We start from the raw sequence: 12803 nt of genomic DNA, 5'->3' as shown, positions 1-12803 counted from the left end.
GATCGATGAGGACTGTCGCGCCGCGCGGACGAAAAATCCATCGCAAAAGCGACCGCTTCGGTGGCGGCAATGGCACGGCAGAGGCCACGATGTTCAAATGCGGAGGTGCTGCGAAAGATTGCAATAACCACCTTGCGGATTTCCCGCCACGGTCGCCGCTGCCGGCCTGTTGCCGTCCTAACCTGTTAACACTTTGAAGCCAAAGGTTGTCGCACGAGAATTCGTTGGCGAGAGGGCCGACTCAGAAAATGTCGCAGCAGCCGGTGCACGCCGTTTCAGGCAGGCTCATACTCCTCATCAAATCCGGCTACTGGCTGGCTCTGCTGATCATCGCCGCCATGGTCGTGGCCTCCTTCATCCTGCTGCAACAGATGATGGCGGCCCAGCAACACAACCAGGCGCTGCTCGATGTGGTCAGCACACAAAAAGCCCTGTCGCAACGCATCGTCTTCCTTGCCGGCGCGACCGGTACCGCCCCACGCGACCAGCAGCCGGCCCTGATCAGCGCGCTCAAGCAAGCGACGGTAGAGTTCGAGAAGAACTACGATCTGCTGCTCGAGCGGACCGCCGCCGATCCGGCGTCGCCGGCAAGGTTCGATCCGAAATCGATCGAGAGCGTGCTTTTCGCCAAGCCGTTCCATCTCGACTATTTCTCGGTCGGGCTTATCGCCAACGGCGAACGCCTGATCTCGTCATTCGAATCGCGGCTCAACATGGCCGGCAATGGTGGCTACAAGGGCGGAGAGGAGCGCGTCAACCTGAACGCTTCCGTTGCCAACGCAACATTGTCGGGCTATGCCGCACTTGGCCAGCGCATCAGCGCCTTTGCAGACCGCCGATCCGAAACACTTCTCGAGCTTAACCGCACATTGTTCTACTCGACCGTCGGCGTCATCGTGCTGGTGGCGCTTTTCATTTTCAGGCCGATGTCGAACGCCATCCTGCGCAGGACGCGTGAGCTGGTCGATGCGCGCAATTCCATGGCCTTTATTGCCGTGCATGACGGGCTGACCGGCCTGCACAACCGCACCTTCCTGACCGAGCATTTCGATATGTTGATCAATGCCGCGCAGCGACGGCGTGAACGGGTTGCCGTGGTGCAGTTCGATCTCGACCGGTTCAAGCAGATCAACGACACGTTCGGCCACGCCGCCGGCGATTATGTGCTGGTGACGGCTGCGCAACGCATGCGTGATTCGTGCCGTACGTCGGATCTCAACGTGCGTCTCGGAGGCGATGAATTCGTCGTCGTCCTCAACGACGCCGGCAGCACCGAGGACATCGATATCGTCGCCAGGCGCATGCTGGCCAAACTCAATGAACCGGTCATATTCCGAGGCACGACGATCCATCCGGGCGTAAGTGCGGGGATTGCGGTCTATCCTGTCGACGCCGACAATGCGCAGGATCTGCTCGTCCATGCCGATCTGGCGTTGTATTCCGCCAAGAAGCAGGGCGGCGGCAGTTTGTCGTTCTTCTCCGATGAGCTGAGGCGCGAACTCGACAACCGAAAGCAGCTCGAGCTCGACATCAGGGTCGCCATCTCGGAGAAGGCGTTCGAAGTCTATTTCCAACCGCAGGTGTCGCTGTCGGACGGCACCATCAGTGGCATCGAAGCTTTGGCTCGCTGGAGGCATGCCGAACGCGGCATGATCGCGCCGGGCGAGTTCATTCCAATAGCGGAAAAATGCGGCTTGACGTCCGAGATTGGCCGCATCGTCATTGCCAAGGCGATCAACGAAGCAGCTGAATGGAACCGCGCAGGCATCGCCTTCGGACGGATCGCCGTCAACGTGTCCGGTTCGGAGCTGCGCGAGACAGATTTCGAAGTCTTCCTGTTCGGGACGCTGGAAAGGACCGGCCTGCCCGCGCACAAGCTATCGCTGGAGATCGTCGAATCCGTCATTCTCGACGACGAGAAGACCGGTATCGCGGCAAAGCTGCGGCACATCCGCGCCGCCGGCATCCATCTTGAGCTCGATGATTTCGGCACTGGTTACGCATCGCTCAGCCATGTCAATCCAAACGAGATCGACCGGCTGAAGATCGACCGCCGCTTCGTCCAGAACATCAACGAGAACAGCGGCAACACAAAGATCGTGCGTGCCCTCACCGAGCTCGCCCGCGGTCTCGGCATCTCGATCGTTGCCGAGGGCGCCGAAACCGAAGCCGAGCTCGACTCGCTGATGGCGATCGGCTGCGACCAGGTGCAAGGCTATTCCATCGCTTTCCCCATGCCGCCGGACAGGGTGCGTGAATGGCTGGTGGCACGGACGCCGAAAAAGGCCAGGCTGACAGTGCTGCAGGGCAGCCGGGCGTAGATCCGTCATGGTTCGGCCTTGCGAACCGACCTGATGGGCCGAGGCGGAAGGTCATCCTCATCACCGGGAAATGCTGCCAGCAATTGTCCAAAGCTGGGCACACGCGCCAGTTTTTCATAGTCCTGGAACGACAGAATGACCGCCTGCTTGCGGCCACGCCGGGTGATGACGGCCGGTTCTCCCGCGATGACCTGATCGAGCACCGCCGAGAGTTTAGCCCTGGCATCCTTCAGCGAAATTTCGCGCATGGCGTCTCCTAGCCTAATTTCTAGCTCTCGACATTGGCCCGCAGCGCAGCCAGCACCTGTGCAAACTCCGCCAGCCTGTCGTCGGACAGCCCTTTCCGCAGCCGTTTGTCGAAGACTAACGCGGCCGTGCGCAATTTCAGGAACAACGCCTCTCCGGCCTGGGTCAGCTCCACCTGGTGAACCCGGCGGTTCTCGGGATCGCGGCGGCGCATCAGCAGGCCTTGCGTCTCCATGGCGTTGAGATGGTGGGTCAGCGTTGCGCCCCGGATGCCGATCATCCCGGCGAGCTCGCGTTGGTTGGCCAGCTCCCGCGACTTGACCGACAGCAGAGTGACCCAGACCGGCAGCGTGCCGCCGGCCTCGACCAAGGCAGCGTCGAAAGCCTGCGCGACCAGCTTTGCGGTGCGGGCGAGATTCATCCCGATTGGCGGGCGGTCAAAGGGTGTCATGGTCGGACACTAGAACAAGGGCAAAGCCGATGGAACCGGCTCGAGCTTATGCGTTGACATCTAATCATTTGATATCTATCAATGTGCCTAGCGGTGGGCAAGAGAGGAAATGCGGTCATGCAATATGTCTACATTATCGTCCTCGGCCTTCACGTCATGGCGGGTGTGTTCTGGGCCGGCACCACCATCGCGGTTGCCCGCGAACCGGAGATCAGGGCGGAACGTTTCTTCCGGCCGCAAATGGGCGCGGCCGGCGTGGTTTTCCTCACGGGTCTGCTGCTGTGGTATTTCTTCCACAACGGCTCTTTCGGCTCGATGGAGAAGGTGTTGGCGCTCGGCATCTTGACTGCCTTGATTGCCGCCGGGGTTCAGGGCGCACTGGTGGGTTCCGCCAGCAGGCAGTTGGCCGGCGCTGATGCGGCGAAACAAACCCAGTTGCGCGCCAAGATGACAAAAGGCGAACGCATCGCCGGCGGGCTGCTGGTCATCACCGTGTTCTGCATGGCCACCGCCAGGATGTTTTGAACGTCCTGCCGCAATCGCAAGATCGTACGGTGCCCGGCGATGGCCGGCGGCGTGCGCGGCGCGCAGCCCGGACCAAAGTACCGTGGTGGCTCTCCGTACGGAGGTTCGGCTGCGCGCCACCAATCAATCCAAAATATTCCTCAGATCCGCAAGCCGAACCTGATGCCGTCATAGATTGCGGCATGGATGTTACGCGAGGCAACTGCGTCGCCGATGCGGAAGAGCACGAAGCCACTTTGCGGATTGCGCACGGGAAAGATGTCGCCGCCATTGACCAGTTTTTCGTAATCGATCGCGCCGGCGTTCTTCGACAGCGGCTTCAGCGCCAGATAGAGATCGTCGAGCGGCAGCGTGCCATGCTCGACCACCACCTGGTCGACGCGCCGCTCGCCGCGCCAGCCATCGGCGAAGTCGGAGGCGAGCTCGGCGATCAGCTGGTTGCCTTCGCGCCGCACAGAACGTAGCCGTGTGTTGATGGTCACCGTGACACCCTTTTCCTGGAAGGCGCGCATGTAGGGCACATGGTTCATCCCGCCCATTTCCGGGGCGAAGAAGCGCTCCGGTGAGACCAGCTCCAGCCTGGCGCCGCTATTGGCGATCAGTTCGGCGGCACCCATGCCCTGATGGCCGCCATTGTCGTCATAGAGCAGCACGTTCTCGGCCGGCTTGACGCTGCCGGCCATGATGTCCCAGCTCGAGGTGACGAGATCGTCGCCCGCTGTCAGAGGCGGGTTCTGCGGCAGGCCGCCGGTGGCGATCACCACCACGTCCGGCGACAGCGCCAGCACGTCGTCCTTGTCCGCCCAGGTATCGTAGCGGATCTCGACGCCGAGCCGGTCGAGTTCGGCCAGGCGCCAGTCGATGATGCCGATCAATTCCTTGCGGCGCGGGTTTTGCGTTGCCAGCCGCACCTGGCCGCCGGCTTGGCTCGATGCTTCCAGCACCGTCACCTGGTGCCCGCGCTCGGCGGCGACGCGCGCCGCCTCCAACCCGCCGGCGCCGGCGCCGACGACGACCACCTTCCGCTTTGGTCCCTTGGTCCTCGGAATAATATGCGGTATCGACGCCTCGCGGCCCGTCGCCGCATTGTGGATGCACAGCGCCTCGCCGCCCTCATAGATGCGGTCGAGGCAATAGGTGGCGCCGACGCAAGGACGGATCTCGTGCTCGCGGCCCTCCATCACTTTTTTGACGATATGCGGGTCGGCAATGTGGGCACGCGTCATGCCGACCATGTCGAGCTTGCCGGTGGCGATGGCGTGACGCGCGGTGGCGACGTCGGAAATCCGCGCCGCGTGGAAGGTCGGGAATTTCGTCGCCGCCCTGATCTCGCCGGCAAAGTCGAGATGCGGCGACGAACGCATGCCGGTCACCGGGATGACCTTGGTCAGCGCCGCGTCGGTCTCGATCGAGCCGCGGATGATGTTGAGGAAATCGACCTTGCCTGAACCAGCCAGCCGCCTGGCGATTTCGACACCCTCCTGTTTCGACAGGCCTTTCTCGAAATCCTCGTCGGCGACCATGCGGATGCCGACGACGAATTTTTGGCCGACCGCGGCACGCACCGCATCGAGCACCATGCCGGTGAAGCGCAAGCGGTTGTCGAGCGAGCCGCCGAAATCATCGTCGCGCTGGTTGGTGGCCGGCGACCAGAAACCGTCCATCAGGTGGCCGTAGGCCTCGAATTCGATGCCGTCGAGGCCGGCAGCCTGGCAGCGCTGGGCGGCCGCCGCGTAGTCGGCGACGATGCGCTCGATGTCCCAGTCCTCGATGGTCTTGGGGAAGGCGCGATGCGCCGATTCGCGCACCGGCGAGGCCGACAGCACCGGCAGCCAGTCGGCCTTGTTCCAGCCGGTACGGCGGCCGAGATGGGTGATCTGTATCATCACCTTGCAATCGTGCTCGTGGCAGGCATCGGCAAGCTCGGCGAGCCATGGCACGATGCGGTCGTCATAGACATGCAGATTGCCAAAAGCGGCCGGGCTGTCGCGCGAGACGATCGCCGAACCGGCGGTCATGGTCAGCGCCATGCCGCCCTTGGCCTTTTCGGCATGGTAGAGCCGGTACCGCTCTTTCGGCATGCCGTCCTCTGAATAGGCCGGCTCATGGCTGGTCGACATCACCCGGTTCTTCAGCGTCAGATGCTTGAGCCGATAGGGCTGGAGGAGCGGGTCGTTGCTAGTCATTGTCTTCCTGCTGTTTCAAATTGTGCTAATGAGCGGCAAATTTTTGTTTTTACGCATGTCGCTGTCCCAAAATCGCTGCGCAGTTTTGGGCGACATGCAGCAAGGAACCTGCTCATGACTGATACGAAAAACCTCACCCAGCTCGGCACCAACGTCGAGGCGCCACAGAGCCCTGAAGCGGCCGTCCTGGAAACCGTGCCGTTTTCGCGCGGCGACGGCCCGCCGGCCATCGTTCGCTTCACCTGCCCGGAATTTACTTCGCTCTGCCCGGTCACCGGCCAGCCGGACTTCGCCCATATCGTCATCGACTACGCACCCGATGCGCTGCTGGTGGAATCGAAGTCGCTCAAGCTGTTCATGACCTCGTTTCGCAACCATGGCGCCTTCCACGAAGAATGCACCGTCATGATCGGCCGCCGCATCATCGCCGCGACCAAGCCATTGTGGTTGCGCATCGGCGGCTACTGGTATCCGCGGGGCGGCATTCCGATCGACGTGTTCTGGCAAACCGGCGCGCCGCCGGAAGGTGTGTGGCTGCCCGACACCGGCGTCGCCCCCTATCGTGGACGCGGCTAATCGGACGGAGCGGCTCATCTGATCCCGGTCCGGCACAGGTTGGTCTCCAGGAAAGGCATCACCGCGTCGCGGTACCGCTGTTGGTCATAGCGATAGAGATCGACATGCCGCGCGCCGTCGAACCACACCAGCTTTGCGTGAGCGCCCGCCGCATCTTTCAACGCCAGTGTCTGGCTGCGAGCGACAAACGGATCCGAATTGCCTGCTAGCAGCAAGATCGGCCGATCAATCGTGCCGATGCGATCGACCGGCCTGACATCCTCTACCCCGAAGCCAAGGCGGAGCTGCATCTGCGCCAAGAGGACGGTCGCCTGTACGTCGCGTAACATAGGCAAGGGCGCTCGCAACGCCGTGGTTTCCAGCAAAGTCGCGTAGAGCTGCTCCAGGACATAGGCATCGGCATGCTCCTGCTGAGCGCCAAACACAAAAGCAGCCGCACCGAGCGACGAACCGATGGCCGCCACCTTGCGACCAGCGAAGCGTTGCCGCGCAAAGGCGAGGATGCGACTGGCGTCCTGCCGTTCGATGTAACCAAAGCCTCTGATATCGCCGCCGCTTTCGCCATGTCCCGACAGATCGAACAGCACGATCGAGTAGCCGCTTTCGAAAAGCAGCTTCGCTCTTGGAACCATGGCCAGCTTGTTTGAACCGCGTCCGTGTAACAGCACGATTGTTCCGCAACTGTCCTGCCGATCCGCCACCCAACCGGCAAGGTCGGGCGCGCCCTCCTGCTTCAGAACGCTGCGCTCCACCGGTAACCCCACAGGCAGCGTGAAGCTTTGCCGAGGCACGCGGGCCACCGCGCGGCTTCCTGCCTCCCAGCTGACAGCGCAGGCCAGGACGCAAACCGCCGCGAATAAAGCAACCACGACAGGACCTCTTCTCATCGATCGGTCACGTGCACTTCGCATCAGTTGAGCGGCAGCCGCCGGTAGCGGCTGGGATTGTTCGGGTCGCTGAAATGGCCCATCGGCCCGTGTTCGGCGAAGTGGCCCGCCCAGCGCTTCATCGAAGCCGGATCGAGTTCGACGCCCAGGCCATGCCCCTCCGGCACGCGCACCGTATTGCCGGTCTGCCGGAATGGGCCGTCCTTGATGACATCGCCGATCTGCCAGCGAAACAGCGACTGCGATGCTTCGGTGATCCACGGTGTCGCCGCCACGACGTGCAAATAAGCCGATGTCATGATGCCGAGATCGTTCGAATAGCACCAGAACCCCTTGCCCATCGCCTCACAGGCGGCGATGAATTTCAGAGTTTTCGACAATCCGCCGAGTGCTGCGAAATTGCAGACGAAGTAATCCGGCGCACCGAGCGCGACTGCCCGCCTGAGATCCGGGATGTGCGTGGAGAACGGAATGCGCGAATGCTGGCGCAGCGCCGCCATCTCCTCGAAGGTCGCGACCGGATCCTCGTAATTGCGGATGTTGAACGGCTCGATCTCGCGCAGCACCCAGCGCGCTGTGGTTAGCGACCACTGCATGTTGGAATCGAGTTTGATCTGCGCCTTGTCGCCAAGCGCCTCGCGCAGCATGCGCACTGTCCTGATCTCGAGCTCGGGATCGCCCATGATCAGCTTGCCCTCGAAGATCGTCGAGCCGTGCTGTTCTCGCATGCCGAGACAGTAGTCGACGATCGCTTCGGCGGTCATCTCGCCGCCGGCTCCGCCTTGAGCGGGGCGAAAGGCGAAATATTCCGAAAACGGAATGTCCTTGCGCACCGCGCCGCCGAGCAGCTTATAGAGCGGCATACCGAAGACCTTGCCTCTTATATCCCACAGCGCCAGGTCGACGGCGCCGAACGCCACCGTGGCTGCGTTCTCGCCGGTGTTGGCGGTGATCTGCCAGGGCGGCACACAGCGCGCCTCGCAGTCGGCGATGTCGAGCGGATCGGCGCCAATCAGCACCGGCGCGATCTCGGCCTTGATCACCTCGCCGAAATGCCACCATGGCGCCTCGCCCAGTCCGACCACGCCTTCGTCCGTCTCGACCTCGATGATCGATTTCGAGGCGCCGCCGTAGAGACCAGCCGTCCACCAGAACGGAGCATCGAGCGGGACGTTGACGTGGGTGACGCGGATGTTGGTGATCTTCATCGGTTCCGTTCTCACTCACACTGGTATTGGCTTAGCGCCCATTCGCCGGTCACCGAGAGAAGGTCCGATATCTTCCAGTCGCCGTCGACTTTCCTGAATTTCCACTCCAGCCGGTGCGGGTTGCCGGCGACGACGAAGGCGACGACGACCTTGGCCTCGTCGCCCTTGATCGCTTCGATGGTCTTCAGGCTTTTGTCGATCTCCGCCTTGTCGTATTCGGAATTGTCGAGCGCCATGTTGGGATCGAGGCATTCGCCCTGCCCCGACTTCCGCAGCGCGTCGCTCTTGTCGAGCACCGACTTTGCCGGGTCGGTGAAATGGCCCCGCTGAGCCGGATCGACCTCGAGCCCGGCATGCTCGTAGAACGGCTTCACCACCGCGGTCGGCGAGCCCGGCTGCACGGGTGCGGCCGGCGCGTTTTCTGCCGGCGGCAAAACTGCCTTCGGCGGTGCCGCACTGTCGGCCGGCGCGTTTGCGGGCGGCGCGCCGAACAGGCCCTGAGCGGCGGCGCTGCTCAATCCGGCCAGCAGGCACGCAGTCGCCAAAAGCCAGGGATGACAGCGGAGCACGGCATCACTCCGGCGACTGCCCGGCCAGGCATTCGAGCGCACTCAGCGTCCGCCCGCTGGTCTTCGAGGTGATGTCGGCGACCTTCCACTGGCCGTCGATCTTCTTCAACGACCAGACCATTTCGCGTTTGGAATCATCCCCTTCCGGAAAAAGGTTGAAGGTCGCCGTCACCTCGGCGCTGTCGCCATCCAGCGTTTCGGCCAGCGTCAGCGTCTTGGCCACGGTCTTCTCGTCATAGTCCTGCGCATCGAGACCAGGGGCGAAGTCGATGCAGGGAACTTCATCCGGATGGTTCTTTGCCGCATTGTCGTTCAGTTCGAACAGTTTCGTCACCGGTGCGGTGAAGCGGTCGCGATATTGCGCATCGGCCTCGAATTTGACCGACGGGACATAAAAGAACTTCACGGCATTGGCAGCAGGGCCGGCAAACGCGGCCGCCGGCAAGGCCATCGAAAGCGCGGCAACAAAAAGTGGCAGTTTCATGCGTGTCCCCGATTGTTCACTGACGGAAGCTATCAGTACCACGCATCTTGCCCGTCAGCTTTCTTGCGGTCCATGAAATCCTGCAACGCGTCCTCTGCTGGCAACTCAGGCGTTCAGCCAGACGTTCTGGAGATCCATTTCGAAGGTTTGGTGCACACCGTAGTTCTTCACCTTCTCGTTCATGTGGCTGAACAGCTTCTGCCAGAACGGCTGAATGATGACGCCCGAATCCTGCAGGATCTGCTGGATGTCCTTCATGACCTCGCGGCGTTTCTCGACGTCGATGAGCGAGAGAGCCTGCTTGAGCTTGGCGTCAAAATCAGGGTTCGAGTAGCCGGTTTCGTTCCAGGCCTCGCCGGTGCGATAGCCGAGCGCCAACACCTGGACGCCAAGCGGGCGCATGTACCAGATGGTCATGGAATAAGGATATTTCGTCCAGTCGTTCCAGAAGGTCGAACCCGGCAGCACCGTGCGCTTCACTTTGATCCCGGCATCGCGCAACTGGCCGGCAATCGCGTCGCCGGTGTTCTTTTGCCAATCGTCCTCGACGGTGATCAGTTCATGCTCGAAGTCGGCCTGCCCGGCCTCCGCCATCAGCTTCTTGGCGCCCGCTGCGTCGCGTGTCTTCTTGGGCAGCGCGTAGTATTCCGGATGAATCGGGCTGACGTGGTGGTTTTCACCGACGGTGCCTCGCCCGGCATAGCCAAGTTCGAGCACCGCATTGTTGTCGACGGCCATCTGGAGGGCGTTGCGGACCCGCTTGTCATCGTAGGGTTTGTGCGTGATGTTGGTGCGGGCAACGAGCGTGGTCGCTGTCGCGACCTCCGATTTCACCAGCCCCATCTTGTCGAGGATGTCTATGAAGTCGGCAGGCGTCTCGAAGTTGAGATCGATTTCGCCGGAGTCGAATGCGTTTACGGACGCATTGAAATCGGTTCCGTAGTCGATGAATTCGACGCCGTCGAGAAGCGCTTCACCGCCCCACCATTTGCCATTTTCGCGACGTTTGACGACCGCTTTCTGGCCGACCGCATAAGACACCAGCTCGAACGGCCCGGTGCCAACCGGCTTCTCGATCGGATTGGCGCCGTCGGCGTCGAAGTTGCGATGGACCACCAGCGCCGGATAGTCGGTGAAGTTCGGGATCAGCGAGATGTCCGGTTCGTTCAGCTTCAGCTTCACCGTGTTGTCGTCGACCTTGGTGATCGCCCCTTCCCTGGCCTTGCCGGTCTTTGCATCGATCAGCGCACCGACGCGCGCGGCCATAGAATTGCCGGCGGCAGCCTTCTCGCACCAGCGCGTCAGATTGTAGACCACGTCATCGGCGCTAAAAGCATCGCCGTTGTTCCAGGCGATGCCCTTGCGAACATGCAGCACATATTCGGTGGCGTCGTCGTTGACCTCCCAGCTTTCGAGCAGAACCGGCTCGAAAGTGAACTGGCGCGTGTAGCGGACAAGCGGCTCCAGCCAGCAGCGTGAAATGTTCGCGAGTTCCACCCAGTCGTAGGTGCGCGGATCCTTTTGTGCCTTCACCGACATCGAAACGTGGAGCGTGCCGCCTTTCTTCGGCTCTTCAGCCAAAGCCCGCTGCGGCATGGCAAGGCCGATCATGCCGTAGGCAAAGGCCGTCGATGCGCCGAAGGCGCTTGCCAGAGCCAGAAACTCGCGCCGATCCACACGACCTGCACGCGCCTCGCTGGCCATCGCTTCGATGGCGCTCGGCACCCGATCACCGTTGCTTCTGAAGAGTGTCATTTTTTCCTCCGTTATGGTTCCCATCGGGTCTTCGCCCGTTATCAACTAACGCTGTCCGGCAGTTTCTCCTCGCGCCGCGCAATCAAATCTTTGAGACCATCGGCGATGCCCTCATCGAGCTTCGGCTCCTCGTAATCGGCGAGCATGTTGCGCGCTTTCTCGCGGCCGCGGGTGTCGTGGTCCTTTGCTCCTTCCGCCTTCCACTGTTCGAACGAATTGAAGTCCATGATGCTCGGTATGAAGAAGGCGGACTCGAAATGTTCGAGCGTGTGCTGGGTGCCGAGGAAATGGCCCTGCGGTCCGACCTCGCGGATAGCCGCCATAGCCTCCTTGAAATCGTCGAATGGCAGCCCGCCGGCATATTTGTACCAGCCGACAAGCTGCTCGCAGTCGGTGGCAAATTTCGAATAGCCGCAGGTCAGGCCGGCCTCGAGCCAACCGGCGGAGTGCCAGATGTAGTTGGCGCCGGCAAGGATGGCGGCATGCATCAGCATGTTCGCCTCGTAGCCCGCCTGGGCGTCGTTCAGCTTCGAGCCGACATGGAAACCGGACGTGCGCCACGGCAGCCGATACTTCCGCGCCAGCGCGCCCATGAGATACATCATCTGGGCCGCCTCCGGCGTGCCGCCCATGGGAGCGCCGGTCTTCATGTCGACCGTCACCATGAACTGTCCGTAGATCTGCGGCGAACCCGGACGCAACAGCTGTGTGAACGCGACACCCGCCAGCGCTTCGGCATTGACCTGCGCGACCGCACCGACGGCAGAGGCCGAAGTCGAGGCGCCGCAAAGAGCGAAGGGCGCGAGGATCAGCGGCTGGTTGTGGCGCGCATAGACTTTCATCGCGTCCAGCATGGTGGCATCCCAGACCAGCGGCGAATTGCAGTTGGTGATCGCCACCAGGACCGGGTTGTCGCGGACATAGTCCTCGCCGAACACGATGCCCGCCATCGCCATCGTGTCTTCGGCCCGATCCCTGGACGTCACGATGCCCATGAACGGCTTGTCGGAGTGCTTCAGCGCCGAATGGATGATGTGGAGGTGACGCTTCGGCACTGGAATTTCCATCGGCTCGCAGATGATCGAGCTCGACGAGTGCAGCGCCGGCGCCATGTAGGCGAGCTTGTGGAAATTGTGGAGGTCGGCGAGTGTGCCGTAGCGCCTGTTGTTGTCGAGGTCGCGCACGTATGGCGCGCCATACATCGGCACGAAGATGGAGTTGTTGCCGCCCACACGTACCGAACGCTGGGGATTCCTCGCATTGAGCGTAAATTCCGACGGGACCTTCGAGATGAGCTCCATGAGCAGGGCGCGGTCGATGCGGACCCTTGTCTCCGAGACATCGGCGCCCGCCGCCTTCCACATTGCGATCGCCTCGTCGTCGCGGAACTCGCATCCCACCTCTTCGAGGATCGAGAGCGATTCCTGGTGGATCAGTTCCACCGCCTCGTCCGGAACCATCTGATACACCGGAATCTTGCGGACCAGGGTCGGAAATGACGCAACGGGTGCGCCTCGCAGCGCCTTGCGCCCCAGGCGGCCACCCGCGCGACGATTGGTATGTTCGCTCACTTCAACGGCCGGTGCGTTCATGGA

General features: G+C 62.0%; 12 protein-coding genes. 3 read left to right on the top strand and 9 right to left on the bottom strand.

All coding sequences use genetic code 11. The annotated features are described in order from the left end of the window. Positions 1–248: 248 nt before the first annotated feature. Entirely contained in the window at positions 249–2321 is a 2073-nt protein-coding gene (locus tag NKJ72_RS25690) for a putative bifunctional diguanylate cyclase/phosphodiesterase (protein WP_352479953.1), read from the top strand. Positions 2322–2326: 5 nt separating this feature from the next. Here NKJ72_RS25690 and NKJ72_RS25685 read toward each other — a convergent pair whose 3' ends face one another. Continuing rightward, positions 2327–2569, bottom strand: coding sequence for a type II toxin-antitoxin system Phd/YefM family antitoxin (locus NKJ72_RS25685; RefSeq protein WP_352479952.1), 243 nt, complete (start codon positions 2567–2569; stop codon positions 2327–2329). Positions 2570–2589: 20 nt separating this feature from the next. Then, positions 2590–2988 (bottom strand): MarR family winged helix-turn-helix transcriptional regulator, encoded by a 399-nt coding sequence (locus NKJ72_RS25680; protein ID WP_352479951.1) that lies wholly within the window; start codon positions 2986–2988, stop codon positions 2590–2592. A gap of 147 nt (positions 2989–3135) precedes the next feature. Here NKJ72_RS25680 and NKJ72_RS25675 point away from each other — a divergent pair, with 147 nt between their 5' ends. Further along, on the top strand, positions 3136–3543 hold the full coding sequence (locus tag NKJ72_RS25675) for a hypothetical protein (RefSeq protein ID WP_023674396.1): 408 nt from the start codon (positions 3136–3138) through the stop codon (positions 3541–3543). Between the two features lie 140 nt (positions 3544–3683). Here the strand turns inward: NKJ72_RS25675 and NKJ72_RS25670 are convergent, their stop codons facing one another. Then, on the bottom strand, positions 3684–5729 hold the full coding sequence (locus NKJ72_RS25670) for an oxidoreductase (protein WP_352479950.1): 2046 nt from the start codon (positions 5727–5729) through the stop codon (positions 3684–3686). 114 nt (positions 5730–5843) lie between these two features. Between NKJ72_RS25670 and queF the strand changes: the two genes are divergently transcribed. Next, entirely contained in the window at positions 5844–6305 is a 462-nt protein-coding gene (queF, locus tag NKJ72_RS25665) for a preQ(1) synthase (RefSeq protein ID WP_023674394.1), read from the top strand. Positions 6306–6319: 14 nt separating this feature from the next. Here the strand turns inward: queF and NKJ72_RS25660 are convergent, their stop codons facing one another. The 6 genes from NKJ72_RS25660 to NKJ72_RS25635 form a co-directional block, all read right to left on the bottom strand. Further along, a complete protein-coding gene (locus tag NKJ72_RS25660) occupies positions 6320–7192 on the bottom strand; it encodes an alpha/beta hydrolase (RefSeq protein WP_352479949.1) in 873 nt (290 codons plus the stop codon). Between the two features lie 23 nt (positions 7193–7215). Beyond that, on the bottom strand, positions 7216–8400 hold the full coding sequence (locus tag NKJ72_RS25655; RefSeq protein ID WP_352479948.1) for a mandelate racemase/muconate lactonizing enzyme family protein: 1185 nt from the start codon (positions 8398–8400) through the stop codon (positions 7216–7218). An 11-nt stretch (positions 8401–8411) separates the two neighbouring features. After that, a complete protein-coding gene (locus tag NKJ72_RS25650) occupies positions 8412–8969 on the bottom strand; it encodes a hypothetical protein (protein ID WP_352479947.1) in 558 nt (185 codons plus the stop codon). Positions 8970–8973: 4 nt separating this feature from the next. Beyond that, positions 8974–9453: a DUF3828 domain-containing protein gene (locus tag NKJ72_RS25645; RefSeq protein WP_352479946.1), complete on the bottom strand. Its 480-nt coding sequence runs from the start codon at positions 9451–9453 to the stop codon at positions 8974–8976. A 105-nt stretch (positions 9454–9558) separates the two neighbouring features. Beyond that, positions 9559–11208, bottom strand: coding sequence for an ABC transporter substrate-binding protein (locus NKJ72_RS25640; protein WP_352479945.1), 1650 nt, complete (start codon positions 11206–11208; stop codon positions 9559–9561). A 41-nt stretch (positions 11209–11249) separates the two neighbouring features. Further along, a complete protein-coding gene (locus tag NKJ72_RS25635; protein WP_352479944.1) occupies positions 11250–12800 on the bottom strand; it encodes a trimethylamine methyltransferase family protein in 1551 nt (516 codons plus the stop codon). Between the last annotated feature and the right edge of the window lie 3 nt (positions 12801–12803).

The organism is Mesorhizobium sp. M0045, assembly GCF_040323385.1.
In the GTDB taxonomy this organism is placed as follows: domain Bacteria; phylum Pseudomonadota; class Alphaproteobacteria; order Rhizobiales; family Rhizobiaceae; genus Mesorhizobium.
This window is presented reverse-complemented; position numbering and strand designations above follow the sequence as displayed.